Source organism: Ensifer sp. Root127 (assembly GCF_001425225.1).
GTDB classification, from domain to species: Bacteria; Pseudomonadota; Alphaproteobacteria; order Rhizobiales; family Rhizobiaceae; genus Ensifer; species Ensifer canadensis.
On sequence record NZ_LMDX01000014.1, the window covers coordinates 48,322 to 67,297 of the forward strand.

Below are 18,976 nucleotides of genomic sequence, written 5' to 3' on the forward strand. Positions count from 1 at the left end.
GGATGAGCACCATCGGTAAGGCACTGACCCTGTTGGACGCGATCTCGCGACTGGACAGGGAAGTGGGCTTGAGCGACATCGCCAGGCATTGCGTGCTCGACAAGGCGACGGCGCGACGCTTTCTCGTCGAGCTTGAAAAACATGGTTTCGTCGAACAGGATCCGGACACCAAACGCTATCGCATCGGCGGCGCGCCGGTCCGGCTTGCCCGCATCCGGGAAGCACGGTTCCCCTTTCTCACGCTCGCCATTCCATTCGTAAAAGAGCTTGCCAGCACATCAGGCGAGACCGTGCATCTCTCGGAATTCGTCGCCGGCCGACTTTCGACCGTCCACGTGGAGGATTCGCCGCGCGCCCATAGGGTAATCGTCGATATCGGCAGCGCGCTGCCGTTCCATGCGACCGCGTCCGGCCACGCCTTCCTTGCCTTCTGCCCGCCAAGGCAGGTCGAAGATGCACTGTCCATGCCCCTTGAAGCCTTCACCGAACACACGATCACGTCGAAAACGGAACTTCTCCGCCTGCTCGCGGAGACCGTCCACCGCGGCTATTCGATCAGCCAGCAGGGACTTGAGAGCGGCGTCATCAGTGTCGCCGCGCCGATCCGTGCGCCGAACAGCGTGCCGATCGGCGCGATTGCCGTTGCCGCACCGCAGGTCCGCGCCAATGCCGACACGATCGAGCAACTCGGACCGGCAACGGCAGCGATCGCCAAACGCATTTCGGAGAAATTCTTTGGGTTGGAGCAGGTGACTGCCAATCCGCTGGCAAGGAGGGCCGGCTGATGAATGCGATGAACCGTCTACCCAACATCCTCGTCGTCGGAACGGGTGACACCAAATGCGAAGAACTTCAATTCATGGCCTCCGTCATCCGGGAAGCCGGCGGCCTGCCTGTCATGATGGATGTCAGCATCCTCGGTGACCCACCCTATGCCCCGGAATATTCGCGCCACGATATCGCCGATGCGGCCGGCACCTCGATCGCAGCGATTGCGGCGAGCGGCGACGAAAACAGCGCGATGGAACTGATGGCCAAAGGGGCGGCGGCCCTCACCCGCACCCTCTACGATGCCGGGCAGGCCGATGGCGTCATCATTCTCGGCGGCTCGATGGGCACGGATCTGGCGCTCGATGTCGCGGCGGCCCTGCCGCTCGGCGTGCCGAAGTTCGTCGTCTCGACGATCGCCTATTCGCACCTGCTCCCGCCCGAGCGCATCGCGCCCGATCTGATGATGATCCTTTGGGCCGGCGGGCTTTACGGCCTCAACGGCATTTGCCGATCGGTGCTTTCGCAAGCCTGTGGCGCCGTCGTTGGGGCCGCCCGCTTCGGCACCAAGCCGGACAAGGACCGCCCGCTGATCGGCATGACCTCGCTGGGGTCGAGCTGCCTCAAATATATGAAATACCTGAAGCCCGAACTGGAACGGCGCGGCTATGATGTCGCGGTGTTTCACGCAACCGGCATGGGCGGCCGCGCCTTCGAAGCGATTGCCGCACAGAACGGCTTTACGGCCGTCTTCGACTTTTGCATCCAGGAAGTCAGCAACCATCATCACGGCACCGTCGTCACCTCCGGCCCCGACCGGTTGGAAAATGCCGGCCGCGTCGGAATTCCGCAGCTTGTCGCACCGGGAGCAGTCGATATGGTCGACCTGCCCGCCTGGCAGGCATTGCCTGCTGCTTTCGCCGACCGGCCCTACCATGCGCATAACCGGCTGCTCGGTTCGGTGACGACATCGCCTGAAGACCGGCGCGAGATCGCCCGCATCATCGGCGGCAAGCTCGCCGACACCCGCGCCGAAGTCGCCTTCATCCTGCCGCTCAAGGGCATCCAGGAATGGGACAAGCCGGAGGAACCGCTGCACGAACCTGAAGCGCTCGACGCCTTCATCGACGAGATGCGCCGCGCCGTCCCCTCCTCCGTCAGCCTTCATGAAATCGACAGCCACATCAACGCACCGGAGTTTTCGGCAAAGGCGCTCGCCATCTTCGACGACTGGATCGCCCGCGGCGTGATCCCGGGAGGCCGCCCGTGACGGATCGCGCTCTCATCCTCGACTTCGGCGGCGTCGTTACACGCACGCTGTTTGAAACCCACGATGTCACCGAGCGCGCGCTCGGCCTTGCCCCCGGCAGCCTGACCTGGCGGGGGCAGTTCGACACCGCCACCGATCCACTCTGGGTGTCGATGCAGAGGCGCGAGATCACCGAGCGCGACTATTGGACGGAGCGCACCCGCGAAGTCGGGCACCTCGTCGGTGAAGACTGGACGGATATGAAGACCTTCGTCCAGCGCGCGCGCGGCGCCGAGCCGGAACTGGTGCTGCGCCCGGAAGCGCGCGATGCGATCCTACAGGCCAAGGACGCCGGTATCAGGCTCGCCATTCTTTCCAACGAGCTCGATCTTTTCTACGGGGTCGAGTTTCGCAAGCGCTTCCCGCTGATCCAGCTTTTCGACGTCATCGTCGATGCCACCTACACCGGCATCCTGAAACCGGACCCGCGGGCCTACGAACTCGCACTTTCCGAGCTCGGCCTGCCGCGAGAGGCCTGCGTCTTCGTCGACGACCAAAAAAAGAACATTGAGGGCGCCGAGGCAGTGTCCCTGCCCAACGTGCACTTCGATGTCACCAGACCCGCCGAAAGCTACGCCAGAGCCCTCCGGATGCTCGGCATTTGAACTGACCAGGAGCAAGACATGCGCGAAACCAATTTCCTCATCGAGAACAACGCCCGCCACCTGTGGCATCCGATGGCACACCCCGCCGAAATGCACGCGACGCCGCCGCGCATCATCAATGCCGGCGAGGGCGTGGAGATCGTCGACATCCACGGCAAGAAGGTACTCGATGCGGTCGGCGGCTTGTGGAACGTCAATCTCGGTTATTCCTGCGAGCCGGTGAAGAAGGCGATCCGCGATCAGCTCGACGACCTGCCCTATTATTCGACCTTCCGCGGCACCACCAACTCGCCGCTGATCGAGCTTTCCTATGAACTTGCCGAATGGTTCAAGGAGGATGGCCTCAGCCGCTCGTTCTTCACCTCGGGCGGCTCGGACTCGGTCGAGACCTGCCTTCGCCTCGCCCGCCAGTACCACAAGCTCAACGGCCAGCCGGAGCGCACCAAATTCGTCGCGCTGAAGAAGGGCTACCACGGCACGCATTTCGGCGGCGCGTCGGTCAATGGCAACTCTAATTTCCGCCGCAACTACGAGCCGCTGCTGCCGGGCGTCTTCCACCTTCCCGCCCCCTATACCTACCGCAATCCGTTCGCGACGCCGGACGGCGCCGAGATCGCCAGGGGCATTGCCCGCCTCTTCGAAGACGAGATCGCCTTCCAGGGGGCCGACACCATCGCCGCGCTGATCATGGAACCGGTTCTCGGTGCTGGCGGCGTGATCGTCCCGCACGAAACCTTCATGCCGCTAATGCGCGAGATCTGCGATCGCCACGGCATCCTGCTGATTGCTGACGAGGTGATCACCGCCTTCGGCCGCACCGGCGCCTGGACCGGTTCGCGTCTTTGGGGTGTCAAGCCGGACCTGATGTCGACGGCCAAGGCCATCACCAACGGTTATTATCCCTTCGGCGCGGTGATGATCTCGGACAAGGTTGCCGAGGCTTTCGAGACCAACAGGACGGCTGCCGGTTCGATCGGCCATGGCTACACCTATTCCGGTCACCCGGTCGGTGCGGCTGCCGCCCTTGCAACCCTCAAGGAAACAAAACGCCTTGATGTGGCGGCCAATGCGGGCGCGCGCGGCGAGGAGTTGATGGCCGGCCTGCAAGCTCTGAAGGCCAACCACGAGCTCATCGGCGATGTGCGCGGCAAGGGCCTGATGTGCGCGCTCGAACTCGTGTCGGATCGCGAAAAGAAGTCGCCCGCCGCCAAGGATGTGATCCAGAAGGTCCAGGACGCAGCCTACGAGGCCGGCGTCATGGTCCGAACCTCCGGCCCGAATGTGATCCTGTCGCCGCCACTCGTGATCACTGCCGAGGATGTCACGCGCATTCTTTCGGCGCTCGACGCCGGCCTGAGTGCTGCCGGAGGCAAATGACATGAGCGACACCGCAGCGTTGCTGGCACGCCGCGACCGGCTGCTCGGCAAGAACATGTCGCTGTTCTACAGCGACCCGGTGCACATCGTGCGGGGAGAAGGCGTCTGGCTCTTTGACGCCGACGGCAGACGCTATCTCGACTGCTACAACAATGTGCCGCATGTCGGCCATTGCCATCCGCACGTGGTCGAGGCAATCGCCCGGCAGGCATCGACGCTGAACACCCACACGCGCTACCTGCACGAGGGTATCCTCGACTATGTCGAACGACTGACCGCGACGTTCGATCCTAGTCTAGACACAGCGATCCTGACCTGCACCGGCAGCGAGGCCAACGACATTGCCCTGCGCATGGCTCAGGCGGTGACCGGAAAAACCGGGGTCATCGCCACCGATCACACCTATCACGGCAACACTGCCTCCGTTTCGCAGCTTTCCACCCGGATGCCGCCGGTCGGCGGCTTCGGCGGCCATGTGCGCCACGTGCCGGCACCGGATAGCTACCGGCTACTCGGCGGCGTTTCCGGCGAAGCCTTTTCGATCGCGTTTGCGGCCGAAGTGGAAAAGGCGATCGCCGAGCTGCAGAAAAGCCCGTTTGGTTTTTCCGCGCTGATCATCGACCCGTTCTTCGCCAATGAGGGCTTCCCCGATCTGCCTGAGGGCTTCCTCGACAGGACCGTTGCGGCCGTGCGGAAAGCCGGCGGCGTGGTGATTGCCGACGAGGTCCAGCCCGGTTTCGGCCGCACGGGCGGGCACATGTGGGGCCACCAGAAGGCCGGCATCACCCCCGACATCGTCACGCTAGGCAAGCCGATGGGCAACGGCCATCCGATCGGCGGCGTCGTTGCCGGCAGCGATGCGCTGAACACGTTCCGCAAGGCGTTCCGCTACTTCAACACCTTCGGCGGCAATCCGGTGTCCTGTGCCGCGGCGATGGCCGTGCTCGACGTCATCGAGGATGAAAAGCTTGTAGATAATGCCCGCGAGGTCGGCGCCTATTCCAAGGCCGGCATCGACCGGCTCAGGCACAAGCACGCCATCATCGGCGACGTGCGCGGCAGCGGCTTGTTCTTCGGAGCGGAACTCGTGCTCGACCGGGGTAACAAGACGCCGGCCGCCGAACTCGCCACCAAGGTCATCAACGACATGCGCGAGCGTGGCGTGCTGATGGGCAAGCTCGGCATCCATCAATGCGCGACAAAGATCCGCCCGCCGATGCCGTTCTCCAAGGAGAACGCCGACCTGATGCTTTCGACCCTCGACGACGTGCTTTCAGGCTTGTGAACGCGCCATGGCCGAGCATCTGCCACAACATCTGCTGCTAGCACTCGAGGCCCGCGCACTGGAGGCCATAACCCACTGGGGACTTGCCGACGTGCGGCCCGAGCTGCTGAAATATCGGGAGAACGCCGTGTTCCGGGTCACCCTCGCCGACGGCGAGCCGGCTGCGCTCAGACTGCACCGACCGGGTTATCACGACGACGCCGCGCTGCGCTCCGAACTGCAGTGGATGACAGCCTTGCGCGACGGCGGCCTTGCGGTGCCTAGCGCGATTGCGACACCGGACGGCCGTCTTCTCGTGCATCTCGACCCGACCGATGATTTTGGCGCACAGCATGCCGATATCGTCAGCTGGCTGGACGGCTCGCCGCTCGGTGAAAGCGGCGTTCCGCTCGCGCATAGCGGTGAGAGGCAGATCGTCCTGTTTCATGCGCTTGGGGCCATGATGGCCGACATGCACAACCTTGCCGATCGCTGGTCGGCGCCATCAGGCTTCAAACGTCCTGCCTGGGACATCGCGGGCCTGCTTGGCGAAAGGCCGGTCTGGGGCCGCTTCTGGGATTGCGAGGGCCTGTCGGTCGAGCAGAGGTGTGGCCTCGGCATTCTGCGCGATCGGCTTCGGAGCATTCTGGAAAACGTGCCTGCGGGCGAGTTCGACTACGGCCTCGTCCATGCCGACCTCGTGCGCGAGAACGTGCTGGTTTGTGACGACGGCGTGGCGTTCATCGATTTCGACGACGCGGGCTTCGGCTTTCGCCTGTTCGATATCGCGACGGCGCTCCTGAAGAACCGCAATGAACCGGCCTACGAGGCGATCGAAAGGGCGTTGATCGAAGGATACAGAAGCAAGCGCCCATTGACGGATCCGGCACTTTCGGCGCTGCCGATCTTCATGGCGCTTCGTAGCCTCACCTATATCGGCTGGTTTGCCGCGCGCCCGGAACTTCCGGACGCGGAGGCGCGTGTGCGTCGTTACGCGGATGAGGCCCTGCTGCTGGCGCAAGCGCTACCGGTTCCCGCATGAGGTCTGCAGGTGCCCGTTCAATCGCCGAGCATTGCGAGTTCGTCCAGCATGTCGAGCAGCACCTCGACGCGTTCGCGGCCGTAGCGCGCTTCAAGCTGGTCGTAGATCGCCCGGCTTTCCGGGCTGACATCGGCAATGACCCGCATGCCAGCGGGCGCGATCTCGAGCAGCACGCGGCGACCGTCGTCGGCGTCCTTGTGCTTGGTGATCAGTCCGCGCTCCTCGAGCGAGCGGATGATACGCGTGAGGCTCGGCGCCAAAATGAAGGCCTTGTCGGCCATCTCGGATGCATCGACCTTGCCGGATTCTGCGAGGATCCGGATGACGCGCCACTGCTGCTCGGTGATTTCGTGACGTGCCAGCATCGGCCGGAAATGCCCCATCACGGCCTCGCGCGCGCGCAGAAGCGCTATCGGCAGCGACCGACGCGTATTGTGGGGAAGAAGGGCGTCGGGCCCAAGCTCGATCGGGGTTTTCGCACGGCTCATGCGCGATCTATGGGCGATTTTTCACCTTTCTGCAATTGCCGGCGAGCTTCGGGCGACAGCGAAAGTCGCTTGACACGGAACGGCATATTGTTAACGTGTTAATTAATAAACAGAGAGACACGGGGGACGGGAAATGCCGCACTTCACGATCGAACATTCCGCCAATCTCGACGCGCGCGTCGACTTCGACCGCCTGTGCCGCACGATCCACAAGACCATTCTCGGCACCGGTCTCTTCGAAACCGGCGCCGTCCGCGTCCGTACCATCAGCAGCAGCCATTATGCCATTGCCGATCTCATGCCGGAGAACAGCTTCATCGACATGTCGTTCCGCGTCGGCCGGGGTCGCTCGGACTCCGAAAAGCAGGCAACCGGAGCGGCCATCTTCGGCGCCGTCACTGAAGAACTCGCCAGCCTTTTCGACACACCCCATTTCGCCCTCAGCCTGGAGATCCGCGAAATCGACCCGGATCTCAGCTGGAAGAAGAACGCAATCCACCCGCGCCTTCGAAAGAAGGGCACCTGACCCGACAGAAGTCGGCAAGACGTTTCTGCGCCCGCACGAACAGCCGCGCACCACGATTGGAGAATGCAATGTCCAAACTCAACGAGAACCTCCAGAAAGCTGAAGCGTATCTCGCTCGCTTCCGCGCGGACGGCGTCTCGAACCACATCAATGGCGAAGCCGTGCCGGCGCTGGACGGCGACAGCTTCGAGACGATCTCGCCGGTCGACCTCAAGCCGCTTGCCACCGTCTCACGCGGCAAAGCAGCCGATGTCGACCGCGCCGCCCGCGCCGCAAAGGAGGCCTTCCCGGCCTGGGCCGCCATGTCGGGCGACGCTCGCAAAAAACTTCTCCACAAGATCGCCGATGCCATCGTCGCGCGCGCCGAGGAGATAGCCTTCGTCGAATGCATGGACACCGGACAGTCGCTCAAGTTCATGGCCAAGGCAGCTCTGCGTGGTGCGGAGAACTTTCGCTTCTTTGCCGATCGGGCGCCCGAGGCCCGCGACGGCAAGGTGCTTCGCGCCGAGGGCCAGATCAACATGACCACGCGCGTGCCGATCGGCCCGGTCGGCATCATCACGCCCTGGAACACGCCGTTCATGCTGTCGACGTGGAAGATAGCGCCCGCGCTGGCGGCCGGCTGCACCATCGTCCACAAGCCGGCGGAGTTCTCGCCGCTGACGGCCCGCCTGCTCGTCGAGATCGCCGAGGAAGCCGGTCTACCCAAGGGTGTCTGGAACCTGGTCAACGGCTTTGGCGAGGACGCCGGCAAGGCGCTGACCGAGCACCCTGCCATCAAGGCCATCGGCTTCGTCGGCGAAAGCCGGACGGGATCGCTGATCATGAAACAGGGCGCCGACACGCTGAAGCGGGTGCATTTCGAGCTCGGCGGCAAGAACCCGGTCATCGTCTTTGCCGACGCCGATCTGGAGCGCGCCGCTGACGCCGCGGTCTTCATGATCTATTCGCTGAACGGTGAACGCTGCACCTCCTCTTCTCGGCTGCTGGTGGAAGACAGCATCTACAACAGCTTTACCGCGCTGGTTGCCGAGAAGGCCAAGCGCATCAGGATCGGTCATCCGCTCGATCCGGAAACCGTGGTCGGGCCGCTGATCCACCCGGAGCATGAAAAGAAGGTGCTCGAATACATCGGCATCGGCCAGGAAGAAGGTGCGACGGTTGCCGCCGGCGGCGCAAGGTTCGACGGTCCTGGTGGCGGCCGCTACGTCCAGCCGACGCTCTTTACCGGCGCCAAGAATTCCATGCGGATCGCGCAGGAGGAGATTTTCGGGCCCGTCCTGACCGCCATTCCGTTCAAGGACGAGGCGGAGGCGCTGGAGCTTGCCAACGACATTCAATACGGCCTCACCGGCTACCTCTGGACCTCCGACATCACGCGCGCCTTCCGCTTCACCGATCATCTCGAGGCGGGGATGATCTGGGTCAATTCGGAGAATGTCCGTCATCTGCCGACGCCCTTCGGCGGCGTCAAAAGCTCGGGTATCGGCCGCGACGGCGGCGACTGGTCGTTCGACTTTTACATGGAAACCAAGAACATCGCGTTTGCCAGCTCGGCGCATGCGATCGCCAAGCTCGGCGGCTGAGCGCGAGACACGAACCGCGCCGCCCAAAACTGGAGGAGACAAGAATGCCCCTACCGAAGCCAAACCTTCACCCGCCCTTTAACATCGTGCGGCTGAGCCATGTCGAACTCGCCGTCACCGATCTCGCCAAATCGCGCGCCTTCTATGTCGATGTGCTTGGCCTGCAGGTCACCGACGAGACGGCCGACACAATCTACCTGCGCGCCATGGAAGAACGCGGGCATCACTGCATCGTGCTGAAGAAGGCCACGACTGCCGAAGCCCGCGATCTCGGTTTCAAGGTCTTTGGCGACGAGGACCTCGACAAGGCGGCGCATTTCTTCAAGCAAAAGGCGTTGCCGGTCGAATGGATCGAGCGGCCCTATCAGTCGCGCACTTTCCGCACCCGCGACCCGCAGGGCATTCCCTTGGAATTCTACTCGAAGATGGACCGCCTGCCGCCGATCCACCAGAAATATGCGCTCTATCGTGGTGTGAAGCCGCTGCGCATCGACCATTTCAACTGCTTCTCGCCCAATGTCGACGACGCCGTCGCCTTCTATAACGAGATCGGTTTCCGGGTGACCGAGTATACGGCCGACGAAGAGACCGGCCGGCTCTGGGCGGCCTGGACCCACCGCAAGGGCGGCGTACACGACATCGCCTTTACCAATGGTCGCGGCCCGCGCCTGCATCATACCGCCTTCTGGGTGCCGACGCCGCTCAACATCATCGACCTGCTCGACCTGATGTCGACCTCCGGCTGGCTCGCCAATATCGAGCGCGGCCCCGGACGTCATGGCATTTCCAATGCCTTCTTCCTCTATGTCCGCGATCCCGACAACCACCGCATCGAGATCTACTGCTCGGACTACCAGACGGTCGATCCCGATCTGGAACCGATCAAATGGGATCTCAAGGACCCGCAGCGCCAAACGCTCTGGGGCGCGCCTGCGCCACGCTCCTGGTTCGAAGAGGGCAGCCAATTTGCAGACGCCGAGACGGTGGAACCGGCGTTGAAGGCGCAACCTATCATCGCCCCGTAAATCGAGGCATGAAAGGTGGATGCCGGCACAACAGGGCCGGCACCAATGGCGCAAGGGGAGGAACGTTATGGACGAGAAGACTTTCGGTGAGTGGTCGCAGAAAGCGGCGGAATGGGGATCGGCCTATCGGGCGTCGCTGCGCGACAGGCCTGTTCGCGCCCAGACGGCACCGGGCGCGATCGCAGCCCAGATCCCGAGCAAGCCGCCCCAGACCGGCGAGGACATGGCGGCGATCTTCGAGGATTTCGAAAACATCATCCTGCCGGGCATGACCCATTGGCAGCACCCGCGCTTCTTCGCCTATTTCCCTGCCAACGCCGCCCCGGTTTCCGTCATCGCCGAATATCTGGTGACGGCGATGGCCGCCCAATGCATGCTGTGGCAGACCTCCCCCGCTGCCACGGAGCTCGAAACCAGGGTGATCGACTGGCTGCGCCAGGCGATCGGCCTGCCCGACGGCTTTTCCGGCGTGATCCAGGACTCGGCGTCCTCCGCCACGCTCTCCGCCGTACTCGTCATGCGCGAGCGCGCCTTGAACTGGAAAGGCAACAAGCAAGGACTGAGCGCACACGCGCCCTTGCGCATCTACTCCTCGGACCAAGTCCACACCTCGATCGACCGGGCCATCTGGGTGTCGGGCATCGGCGAGGAAAACCTCGTGCGCATACCGGCGGCCGGGCCGCTCCACGCAATGGACTGCCAAGCGCTCGAAGCGGCCATTATCAGGGATAAAGACGCAGGTTTCCTGCCGGCCGGCGTCATTGCCTGTACCGGCGGCACCAGCACCGGCGCCTGCGACGATATCGCCGAAGTCGTTCGCGTCGCCCACAAGCACGGCCTTTATGTCCATGTCGATGCGGCATGGGCCGGGTCGGCAATGATCTGCGAGGAATTCCGCTCGCTCTGGGCCGGTGTCGAAGAGGCGGATTCTGTCGTCTTCAACCCGCACAAATGGCTCGGCGCCCAGTTCGACTGCTCTGCCCATTTCATCCGCAATCCCGATGATCTCGTCCGCACGCTGGCGATCCAACCGGAATATCTGAAGACCCATGGCCGCGACGGCATCATCAACTATTCTGAATGGACGATCCCGCTCGGAAGGCGCTTCCGCGCCCTGAAGCTGTGGTTCCTGCTGCGCTTCCACGGGCTGGATGGTCTGAAGACGATGATCCGCAACCACGTCGCCTGGGCAAATCGCCTGGCCGCGCGCCTCGGCGCGAACGAAAACTTCGAAATCGTCACCGCGCCGCGCTTCTCGCTGTTCTCGTTCCGCCATCGCGGTGGCGCCGACAGCGACGCCCACAACATCGCGCTGGTCAATGCCATCAACGACGATGGCCGCATTTACCTGACCCAGACGCGGGTCGACGGCCGCGTCGCCATCCGCTTCCAGGCAGGCCAGTTCGACATGACCGAGGCGGACGCCGATGTCGCCTTCGATGTCATCACCGAGGTCGCTGCGGGCATGGCTAACCGGTGATCTGCGGGATCAAACATGTCTGCCCGTCGGCATCGCCCGACCAGGCCGGAGGATTGAAATGACGCTTGCGAAATTCGCCAGTTTTTACACGAGCGACGGTCAGGGATACGGCCTTGTCAGCGACCACGGCATCATCGATCTGTCCCGGCGTTACTGCTCGAAATGGCCGACGCTGCGCGAGGTCATTGCCGACGGCGCCCTGACAAGGCTTGCGGACGAAGCCGCCACCCTCGCCCCCGACGTGTCGCTCGCCGATATCCGCTTCGAAATCCCGATCCCCGCGCCGGAAAAGATCATCTGCGTCGGAGTCAATTTCCCCGATCGCAACGAAGAGTACCGGGATGGGCAGGCAGCACCTCCCAACCCGTCGTTGTTCATCCGTTTTCCGCGCTCCTTTACCGGGCACGGACAGCCGCTGATCCGCCCGCCTGAAAGCCCGCAGCTCGACTACGAGGGCGAGATCGTCATCGTCATCGGCAAGGGCGGCCGGCGCATCCCCGAAGGCTCGGCGCTCGACCATATAGCTGCGTTGTCGCTCTGCAACGAAGGCACGATCCGCGACTGGGTGCGCCACGCCAAGTTCAACGTCACGCAAGGCAAGAACTTCGACCGCACGGGTTCGATCGGGCCATGGCTGGTTCCCTTCACCGACGAGGCGCAGATCGCAGACATCAAGCTCGAAACCCGCGTCAATGGTTGGGTCCGCCAGCAGGACCGAACCAGCCGGATGATCTTCTCCTTCCGCAAGATCATCAACTACGTCTCGACCTTCACCACGCTGGTGCCCGGCGACGTGATCGTCACGGGAACGCCGACCGGTGCCGGCGCCCGCTTCGACCCGCCGATCTGGCTGAAACCCGGCGATGTCGTCGAGGTCGAGGCCGATGGCATCGGCCTGCTTCGCAACCCCATCGCCGACGAGGTGTGAGCCGTGTTGAACGCCAGCGAAATCGCCGATGCCGCAAGGACGCTCGATGCGGCGGAGGCGAGCCGTATCCAGACCGGCCTTCTCTCCCTGAAGCATCCCGACATGACCATGGACGACGCCTACGCCGTGCAATCGGCCTGGGTGAAGCAGAAGATCGCCCGGGGGCGCAGGGTCATCGGCTGGAAGATCGGGCTGACGTCAAAGGCGATGCAATATGCGCTGAACATCGATATTCCCGATTCCGGCGTGTTGTTCGACGACATGATGTTCGAGGACGGCGCCACGATCCCCAGGGATCGTTTCATCCAGCCGCGCATCGAGGCCGAGATCGCTTTCGTCATGAAGGCGCCGCTCGCCGGCCCCAATGTCAGCGTCTTCGACGTCCTCAATGCTACCGACTACGTCACTCCAGCGCTCGAGATTCTCGACACACGCATCCTGCGTGTCGATCCGGAAACGAAGAAGGCCCGAACCATCGTCGACACCATTTCCGACAATGCCGCCAATGCCGGTATCGTCATCGGCGGCCGCGCCATGCGCCCGCAGGATGTCGACATGCGCTGGATGGGCGCCATCGTCTCGCGCAATGCCGCGGTTGAAGAGACCGGGCTTGGTGCAGGCGTCCTCAACCATCCGGCCCGCGGCATCGCTTGGCTTGCCAACCGTCTTGCCAGCTATGGCGACCGCATCGACGCCGGCCAGATCGTGCTTGCCGGCTCGTTCATCCGCCCCGTCGAGGCCCGGCACGGCGACACCATCGTCGCCGATTTCGGGCCGCAGGGAACCGTCAGCTGCTTCTTCGAATAGGGTGCGCCCATGCCTGCTCCACGCAATATGTTCAAGCTTGCGCTTGCCGAGGGCCGGCCGCAGATCGGCCTTTGGCTGGCGCTCGCCAATCCCTACACCGCCGAGATCTGCGGCGGTGCCGGTTTCGACTGGCTGCTGATCGACAGCGAACATGCCCCGAACGACGTGCCGCTGATGATGGCGCAGCTCCAGGCACTCTCCGGTTCGACGAGCCATCCGATCATCCGCCCGCCGATCGGCGAGGCGTGGCTGATCAAGCAGCTTCTCGATATCGGCGCGCAGACGCTGCTGGTGCCTATGGTCGAGACCGGCGAACAGGCCCGCGCGCTGGTCCGGGCCGTGCGGTATCCGCCCCACGGCATGCGCGGCGTCGGCGCAGCACTTGCCCGCGCGTCGGCCTTCAACCGCATTGATGATTATCTCCCGACCGCCAATGCCGAGATCTGCCTGCTGTTGCAGGTGGAAAGCCGTGCGGGACTGGCGGCACTGGACGATATTGCGTCGACCGAAGGGGTCGATGGCGTCTTCATCGGTCCGGCGGATCTAGCGGCCGACATGGGCTTCCTTGGCCGGCCCGGGGCACCCGAGGTGCAGGAGGCGGTCGAGGCTGCACTCGCGCGCATCCAGTCGCACGGCAAGGCTGCCGGCATCCTGACCTCGGACACCGCACTCGCCAAGCGCTACCTCGAACTGGGCGCGCTCTTCGTCGCTGTTGGTAACGACGTCAGCCTGCTCGTGGGAGCGACCAGCCGCCTGCGTGCGAACTTTGCCGAACAGCCGGTTGCGCCGCCCGCATCCGGCTATTGAGAGGCAACGCCACCGAGAGCATAGGGTCGCTTCGATTGCATTTGGTCGAGCGCCCGCGCCACGCCGGCTTGAAGATCGATGCGCGGCACAAGGCCATAGGACGCCTGCAGCGCCGTATCGCCACAACGGAAGAACACGCCCTCGGGCTTGTCTGACCGGCCGCTTACTCTCGGCTCCCAGCCGATGCACCGGCTGACCAGTTGGGCGAGTTCAATGAAGGAGGTGGCGATGCCGGTGGAGATGTTGAGAGATGCGCCGTTCTGCAACCGGGTAAAGGTTCGCCAGACGAAATCGACGCAATCCGAGATATGGATGAAGTCGCGACATTGCCGGCCCGAGCCCCAGACGAAAACCTCTTCCGTGCCGCGCTCATCGAGGAGCCGTCTGCAGATCGCCGGGAATGGATAGCTCAGGTCCTGATCCTCGCCGTAGCCGCTGAACGGCCGGTAGGCGACCGCCCGCCCGCCATAATTCTCGACATAAAGCTTCATCAGGTATTCGCCGCTGAGCTTCGCCCAGCCATAACTCAGATCCGGAACGCCGATCGTATGATCGAAGTCGATCATGTCTTCGCTCAGCTTGCGGTACCCTTCCGGGCGCTGAAGACTTACGGGGTAGGCAGCACTCGAGCTGAAATAGACGACGGTTCCTGGACGCGTGCGCGCGGCCCAGCGCCACATATCGGTGTCCACCGCGAGATCCTCGGCAACCAGAAGCGTCTGGGTCTCCAGCATGACACGACCGCCGACCATCGCGGCGAGATGAAACACCATGTCGAAACGGTCGTCGGAGCGATCGAAATAGCGGCGGCAATCCTCCTCGATGAGGGAGAAGCCGCCCCTCGGCGGGTTCGGCCAATCCTCAGGACGCATTGCCCCGGTTCCGCGCGCGAGTTTATCGACGCAAACGACATCGACGCCTTCCGACATCAGCTTGCCGCAGAGATGGCGTCCCACAAATCCGGCTCCGCCGGTCACCAATGCACGCGCCATCCTCTCTCCCTTTCAGATCCGGCTGGCCATCTCAAACGCTGGATGTCCAGGTCGCCCCACCGCCCCTGTCATCACATCACGGATCGAAAATTTGATCCGTCCGGCATAGATATCGACCATCCGCTGGTGCCATTCGTCTCGCGAAGGCGCGATCCTCTTACCATAGGCGAATGCACCCTCGCTCAAACGCCGAACGAGATCGTCGTTTTCCATCAGCACCATCTTCTCGGCGAGGGATCGGGCATTGCCGCTCTGAAAAACCAGCCCCGCCTGGTTCTCTTCGATTTCTCTGGCAATGAGCGCATTGCTGCTGGCGATCACCGGTATGCCCGACATCAGCGCCTCGGCGGCGACGAGACCGTAGGGTTCGGGCATCCGCGACGGCATGAAAAAATAGCGTGCCTTGGCCGCGACGGCGGTAACCTCGCCGTCATCAAGCCATCCCGGAACATGACAGTGAGGAAGTGTGTGTTGTATTTCCTGGAGCAACGGCCCTTGTCCAATCAAGGTCGCCGCCTTGCCCGTCACGTTGAGCGCCTCGGCCAGCGTACGGACGCCCTTTTCTACCGTCATGCGGCCAAGAAACATGGCGCGTTCGTTCTTCCAGGCTTCAACGGGAAACCGCGTGAGCGGCGTCGACGGCGTGCGCAACGTCAGGAAGTTTCGAAGCGAGCCCGTGCTCAGGTAAGGTTCCATGGCTTCATGCGCGAGAATGACACCGACGCGGCCCCAGAAGACCTCACCCGCGGCGCTCTGGGTCATCGAACGGCCGAAACGCCAAAGCTTGTGAAGGTAGTTGCGCTTGTCGCAGGCGCTGGCCAAGCAACCGGCAGTCAGCGGTTTCTCCTCGCAGATATCGCCCTTCCCGAAATGAGCATACGCGCCGTTCGGACAGCTCAGAAAGAAATCATGCGCGGTAACGATGACCTTGGCGTCACTGCACGCCAGCGCGTGAAAAATCGAAGGGGACAGGATCTGTGACCAACCGTGAACATGCACGACCGTGTCACTTCCGGACTTGAGCAATCGGCGCAAGGCACGGTAGGCGCGGCCGTTGAAATTCCTGTCGAACAGGTTTGTGAAGCGGACGCCGTCGCGCAAGGGGCGCTCGCCCAGCGCCTCCACCTGTACGCCCGGGAATCGCAAGCGAATGCCCGCACCGTCATCCCCGACCAGAACGGAACAGTCGAGCCCCGCCGCAACGCCTGCCTCAATGCATTGGAGCGCGACCTTGGTCGCACCGCCCAGGGCCTCCGACACGTCGTTGACAACGATAAGCCGCATGAACACTTGCCTCTCGGAGACTTTACTCGGCGACCTGGATCTCCCCCATTTGGCTGCCGCTTGCCGACGGTTTGCAAGATATCAATTTGCGGTAGACGCTGCGCGCGGATGGACGGAATAACGCCTTGCCAAATACCTCAAGGCGCGCACTGTCGGGCCGAAATGGCCGTTAAGCCTTTGCCTCCACCGACGGCAGGCACGCTTTCGGCACAGCTTCGCTGTTGTTATTTTGCGAGAACGTAGACGCCGTAAAGCAGGATCAGCACGGCCGCAGCAACGGCTGCAATCAACCCCAGGCGCTTCTCGATGAAATGCCGGACGGCTTCGCCGTGCCGGCGAAGAACCGCCGCCAAAATGAAGAAGCGCGCGCCGCGCGTGATTACCGCCGATGCGATGAACATGCCAAGGCTGACATTGGCGGCACCGGAGAGGATGGTGACGACCTTCATCGGCGGCACGTGCGCAAGCCCCGATGTCACCAGCAGAAGCACGATTGCCTCCATGTCAACCGAAGCGCGCATCGATTCGAACGCATCGATCTTGGCGTAGAACTGCAGGATTGGACGGGCGATCGCGTCGAAGGCGTAGTGTCCGAGGAACCAGCCCGCGATGCCGCCGAGCACCGAGAACAGGGTAGCAATGAAGGCATAACGATAGGCCCTATGCGGTTTTGCCAGCACCATCGGCAGGAACAGGACGTCGGCCGGAACGACGAAGACGGAGCTTTCGACAAAGGCTACCAGCGCCAGCCACCATGCGGCGGATCTCCGGGCAGCGAGGTCCATCGTCCAATTGTACAAACTGCGAAGCATGGAAAATCCGGTCGTTCATCGGGGGCGTCCCGTGCGGGACCTTGGCGGGAAGCGTTCCGATCCCCGATGCCGGGGACAGAGGCTGAACACGCAACGATAATAATCCAGTCGACTACCAAACAGGCGGATTTTTGTCTGCCTTGAAATCGCGCCAGAGCAACTTGAGCGACGGTCCTATTGGTCCGCCCCGCCAGCAAAGCTATCCGTAGCCTCGCGTCTTTCGGCCGGAGCCGATCCTGAGGCGCCAGCCATCGCCGCCAGGCTCAGTCATGGAACTTTTGTTGTTTCGTGATATTGAAACCCAACATCACGTAACTTATAAAGATACGATCTTGAGACGATGAGGCCCGATATGACCCATGACGTAATCATCCTTGGCGGCAGCTACGCCGGCCTTTCCGCCGGCCTTCAACTCGCCCGCGCCCGCAGGAGCGTGCTGGTTATCGACACCGGATTGCGGCGGAACCGTTTCGCCGCGACATCGCACGGTTTCCTGACCCAGGATGGCAACGCGCCGGCTGAAATCGCCGCCGAAGCCCGCTCGCAATTGATGGAATACCGGTCGGTCGAATGGCTGCAGACTGCCGCCACAAGTGCCGAACGTGTGCAGGATGGCTTCAAGGTCGCCCTGCAGCAGGGCCCCGATGTCACTGGCAAACGGCTTGTCCTCGCCACCGGCGTCACCGACGTCCTGCCGGATCTTGACGGGCTTGCCGAACGCTGGGGCAGAAGCGTCTTCCATTGCCCCTATTGCCATGGCTACGAACTCGACCAGGGTAGGATCGGCGTGCTCGCGACGTCGCCCCTTTCGATGCATCAGGCGCTGATGCTGCCGGACTGGGGTCCGACCACCTTCTTTCTCAACGGTGCATTCGAGCCCGATGCCGACCAGCTACAGCAGCTTGCATGGCGCAATGTCACGGTGGAGCACGGGCTTATCGACAGGATCGAGGGTGAGCGGGTCGATGTCGTCATGAAGGACGGGCGGGTGTTGCCGATGGACGGCCTATTCACCACCACCAGGACGGTGGTCTCGGCGCCATTTGCCGAACAGCTCGGCTGCGCCTTGGACGACGGCCCGCTCGGACGCTACATCCGAACCGATGCGATGAAGGCAACGACGGTTCCGGGCGTCTTTGCCTGCGGAGATGCGGCAAGGCCGACGGGGTCGGTCGCGCTCGCCGTTGGAGACGGTGCCATGGCCGGAGCCGCAACCCACCGCTCGCTGATGTTCGACTGACAGCGACTGCAGCGGGTCCGGGCGTCACGCCGCTGGACAATGAAACGGCGGCCTCCCCTGGGCGGCACTATCCATGCTATCAGATGCGAAACAGGGAAGATTGCCATTGCGCCAGGACGGACGACTTTCACGGCTGCTGCATGTGTTGCTGCACATGGAAAAGCACGCAGCGCCGATGACATCCGAAACCATTGCCCGGATGCTCGGCACGAACTCCGTCGTCGTGCGCCGGACGATGGCCGGCCTTCGCGATGCCGGTTACGTGTCGTCAGAGAAGGGCCATGGCGGCGGTTGGACGTTGTCGCGGCCGCTTTCCGAGATCACCCTCCTCGACGTCTATCGAACCATCGGCAGTCCCGGCTTCTTCGCCATGGGTGTCGCAACCGACGAACCGCAATGCCTGGTCGAACAGGCTGTCAATTCGGCGCTGGAGCGAACACTCGATGAGGCAGAGACCCTGCTGCTCGCGCGATTGGGCGAGATCGCCATCTCCGATATCGCCGCCGATTTCGAGCGGCGCTATGGCGCTGTCAAGGGCAACCGATTGTCCTCGTGCAAAGGTCATCCGACAGAGCCGAGTTGAAGACCTCGTCACTGATTGAACCGGACATCGTTTGTTTTTCCGGCTGATGACAG

The 18,976-nt window shown here is 63.0% G+C and carries 19 protein-coding genes; 15 read left to right on the forward strand and 4 right to left on the reverse strand.

Annotated features, from left to right (window positions below; all coding sequences use genetic code 11):
• The first annotated feature begins 2 nt into the window (after positions 1 to 2).
• Genes ASD03_RS17730 through ASD03_RS17755 form a run of 6 tightly spaced genes read left to right on the forward strand, consistent with a single transcriptional unit; the run spans position 3 to position 6,365 of the window.
• Positions 3 to 785 (forward strand): IclR family transcriptional regulator, encoded by a 783-nt coding sequence (locus ASD03_RS17730; RefSeq protein ID WP_057214592.1) that lies wholly within the window; start codon positions 3 to 5, stop codon positions 783 to 785.
• Positions 785 to 2,038: a Tm-1-like ATP-binding domain-containing protein gene (locus ASD03_RS17735; RefSeq protein ID WP_057207362.1), complete on the forward strand. Its 1,254-nt coding sequence runs from the start codon at positions 785 to 787 to the stop codon at positions 2,036 to 2,038. Before ASD03_RS17730 ends, ASD03_RS17735 begins: the two co-directional genes overlap by 1 nt.
• Entirely contained in the window at positions 2,035 to 2,682 is a 648-nt protein-coding gene (locus ASD03_RS17740) for an HAD-IA family hydrolase (RefSeq protein WP_057214595.1), read from the forward strand. Before ASD03_RS17735 ends, ASD03_RS17740 begins: the two co-directional genes overlap by 4 nt.
• Positions 2,683 to 2,700: 18 nt before the next feature.
• Entirely contained in the window at positions 2,701 to 4,059 is a 1,359-nt protein-coding gene (locus tag ASD03_RS17745; protein ID WP_057214597.1) for an aspartate aminotransferase family protein, read from the forward strand.
• A 1-nt stretch (position 4,060) separates the two neighbouring features.
• A complete protein-coding gene (locus ASD03_RS17750) occupies positions 4,061 to 5,344 on the forward strand; it encodes an aminotransferase class III-fold pyridoxal phosphate-dependent enzyme (protein WP_057214599.1) in 1,284 nt (427 codons plus the stop codon).
• A gap of 7 nt (positions 5,345 to 5,351) precedes the next feature.
• Complete coding sequence (locus ASD03_RS17755) at positions 5,352 to 6,365, forward strand: phosphotransferase (protein WP_057214602.1); 1,014 nt, start codon at positions 5,352 to 5,354, stop codon at positions 6,363 to 6,365.
• Between the two features lie 17 nt (positions 6,366 to 6,382).
• On the opposite strand, the gene hpaR is transcribed toward ASD03_RS17755, so the two are convergent.
• Positions 6,383 to 6,853 carry a homoprotocatechuate degradation operon regulator HpaR gene (gene hpaR, locus ASD03_RS17760; RefSeq protein ID WP_057207367.1) on the reverse strand — a complete coding sequence of 157 codons (471 nt, stop codon included), beginning with the start codon at positions 6,851 to 6,853 and terminating at the stop codon, positions 6,383 to 6,385.
• Positions 6,854 to 6,986: 133 nt separating this feature from the next.
• Here hpaR and ASD03_RS17765 point away from each other — a divergent pair, with 133 nt between their 5' ends.
• The 7 genes from ASD03_RS17765 (at position 6,987) to hpaI (ending at position 14,012) form a co-directional block, all read left to right on the forward strand.
• Positions 6,987 to 7,379: a 5-carboxymethyl-2-hydroxymuconate Delta-isomerase gene (locus tag ASD03_RS17765; RefSeq protein WP_057214605.1), complete on the forward strand. Its 393-nt coding sequence runs from the start codon at positions 6,987 to 6,989 to the stop codon at positions 7,377 to 7,379.
• Positions 7,380 to 7,447: 68 nt separating this feature from the next.
• Positions 7,448 to 8,965, forward strand: coding sequence for a 5-carboxymethyl-2-hydroxymuconate semialdehyde dehydrogenase (gene hpaE, locus ASD03_RS17770; RefSeq protein WP_057214609.1), 1,518 nt, complete (start codon positions 7,448 to 7,450; stop codon positions 8,963 to 8,965).
• Positions 8,966 to 9,009: 44 nt separating this feature from the next.
• Positions 9,010 to 9,990, forward strand: a complete 981-nt coding sequence (gene hpaD / locus ASD03_RS17775; protein WP_057214613.1) for a 3,4-dihydroxyphenylacetate 2,3-dioxygenase — start codon at positions 9,010 to 9,012, stop codon at positions 9,988 to 9,990.
• A 67-nt stretch (positions 9,991 to 10,057) separates the two neighbouring features.
• The gene (locus ASD03_RS17780; protein WP_025428276.1) at positions 10,058 to 11,470 is read left to right on the forward strand and encodes a pyridoxal-dependent decarboxylase; all 1,413 of its coding nucleotides are present in this window, start codon (positions 10,058 to 10,060) and stop codon (positions 11,468 to 11,470) included.
• Between the two features lie 58 nt (positions 11,471 to 11,528).
• Entirely contained in the window at positions 11,529 to 12,398 is an 870-nt protein-coding gene (locus ASD03_RS17785; RefSeq protein WP_057214615.1) for a fumarylacetoacetate hydrolase family protein, read from the forward strand.
• A 3-nt stretch (positions 12,399 to 12,401) separates the two neighbouring features.
• A complete protein-coding gene (hpaH, locus tag ASD03_RS17790) occupies positions 12,402 to 13,205 on the forward strand; it encodes a 2-oxo-hept-4-ene-1,7-dioate hydratase (RefSeq protein WP_057214618.1) in 804 nt (267 codons plus the stop codon).
• Positions 13,206 to 13,214: 9 nt separating this feature from the next.
• On the forward strand, positions 13,215 to 14,012 hold the full coding sequence (hpaI, locus tag ASD03_RS17795) for a 4-hydroxy-2-oxoheptanedioate aldolase (RefSeq protein ID WP_057214621.1): 798 nt from the start codon (positions 13,215 to 13,217) through the stop codon (positions 14,010 to 14,012).
• On the opposite strand, the gene ASD03_RS17800 is transcribed toward hpaI, so the two are convergent.
• The 3 genes from ASD03_RS17800 to ASD03_RS17810 all read right to left on the reverse strand — a co-directional run bounded on the left by ASD03_RS17800 (position 14,006) and on the right by ASD03_RS17810 (position 17,100).
• The gene (locus ASD03_RS17800; protein WP_057214624.1) at positions 14,006 to 15,004 is read right to left on the reverse strand and encodes an NAD-dependent epimerase/dehydratase family protein; all 999 of its coding nucleotides are present in this window, start codon (positions 15,002 to 15,004) and stop codon (positions 14,006 to 14,008) included. The genes hpaI and ASD03_RS17800 overlap by 7 nt on opposite strands.
• Before the next feature lie 12 nt (positions 15,005 to 15,016).
• Positions 15,017 to 16,288 carry a glycosyltransferase family 4 protein gene (locus tag ASD03_RS17805; protein WP_082557330.1) on the reverse strand — a complete coding sequence of 424 codons (1,272 nt, stop codon included), beginning with the start codon at positions 16,286 to 16,288 and terminating at the stop codon, positions 15,017 to 15,019.
• Between the two features lie 224 nt (positions 16,289 to 16,512).
• On the reverse strand, positions 16,513 to 17,100 hold the full coding sequence (locus ASD03_RS17810; RefSeq protein ID WP_057214627.1) for a YqaA family protein: 588 nt from the start codon (positions 17,098 to 17,100) through the stop codon (positions 16,513 to 16,515).
• 352 nt (positions 17,101 to 17,452) lie between these two features.
• On the opposite strand from ASD03_RS17810, the gene ASD03_RS17815 reads away from it, so the two are divergent.
• Together ASD03_RS17815 and ASD03_RS17820 are read left to right on the forward strand one after the other, a co-directional pair.
• Entirely contained in the window at positions 17,453 to 18,340 is an 888-nt protein-coding gene (locus ASD03_RS17815; protein WP_057214630.1) for an NAD(P)/FAD-dependent oxidoreductase, read from the forward strand.
• A 106-nt stretch (positions 18,341 to 18,446) separates the two neighbouring features.
• Positions 18,447 to 18,923, forward strand: a complete 477-nt coding sequence (locus ASD03_RS17820; protein WP_057214634.1) for an Rrf2 family transcriptional regulator — start codon at positions 18,447 to 18,449, stop codon at positions 18,921 to 18,923.
• Positions 18,924 to 18,976 lie beyond the last annotated feature (53 nt).

What these genes read in the sequence shown, in the direction of transcription:
- ASD03_RS17730 (WP_057214592.1), top strand. Translation starts at nt 3, where the DNA reads ATGAGCACCATCGGTAAGGCACTGACCCTGTTGGACGCGATCTCGCGA.
- ASD03_RS17805 (WP_082557330.1), bottom strand. Translation starts at nt 16,288, where the DNA reads ATGCGGCTTATCGTTGTCAACGACGTGTCGGAGGCCCTGGGCGGTGCG.
- ASD03_RS17735 (WP_057207362.1), top strand. Translation starts at nt 785, where the DNA reads ATGAATGCGATGAACCGTCTACCCAACATCCTCGTCGTCGGAACGGGT.
- ASD03_RS17810 (WP_057214627.1), bottom strand. Translation starts at nt 17,100, where the DNA reads ATGCTTCGCAGTTTGTACAATTGGACGATGGACCTCGCTGCCCGGAGA.
- ASD03_RS17765 (WP_057214605.1), top strand. Translation starts at nt 6,987, where the DNA reads ATGCCGCACTTCACGATCGAACATTCCGCCAATCTCGACGCGCGCGTC.
- hpaD (WP_057214613.1), top strand. Translation starts at nt 9,010, where the DNA reads ATGCCCCTACCGAAGCCAAACCTTCACCCGCCCTTTAACATCGTGCGG.
- ASD03_RS17750 (WP_057214599.1), top strand. Translation starts at nt 4,061, where the DNA reads ATGAGCGACACCGCAGCGTTGCTGGCACGCCGCGACCGGCTGCTCGGC.
- ASD03_RS17745 (WP_057214597.1), top strand. Translation starts at nt 2,701, where the DNA reads ATGCGCGAAACCAATTTCCTCATCGAGAACAACGCCCGCCACCTGTGG.
- ASD03_RS17785 (WP_057214615.1), top strand. Translation starts at nt 11,529, where the DNA reads ATGACGCTTGCGAAATTCGCCAGTTTTTACACGAGCGACGGTCAGGGA.
- ASD03_RS17755 (WP_057214602.1), top strand. Translation starts at nt 5,352, where the DNA reads ATGGCCGAGCATCTGCCACAACATCTGCTGCTAGCACTCGAGGCCCGC.
- ASD03_RS17780 (WP_025428276.1), top strand. Translation starts at nt 10,058, where the DNA reads ATGGACGAGAAGACTTTCGGTGAGTGGTCGCAGAAAGCGGCGGAATGG.
- hpaI (WP_057214621.1), top strand. Translation starts at nt 13,215, where the DNA reads ATGCCTGCTCCACGCAATATGTTCAAGCTTGCGCTTGCCGAGGGCCGG.
- ASD03_RS17815 (WP_057214630.1), top strand. Translation starts at nt 17,453, where the DNA reads ATGACCCATGACGTAATCATCCTTGGCGGCAGCTACGCCGGCCTTTCC.
- hpaR (WP_057207367.1), bottom strand. Translation starts at nt 6,853, where the DNA reads ATGAGCCGTGCGAAAACCCCGATCGAGCTTGGGCCCGACGCCCTTCTT.
- hpaE (WP_057214609.1), top strand. Translation starts at nt 7,448, where the DNA reads ATGTCCAAACTCAACGAGAACCTCCAGAAAGCTGAAGCGTATCTCGCT.
- ASD03_RS17800 (WP_057214624.1), bottom strand. Translation starts at nt 15,004, where the DNA reads ATGGCGCGTGCATTGGTGACCGGCGGAGCCGGATTTGTGGGACGCCAT.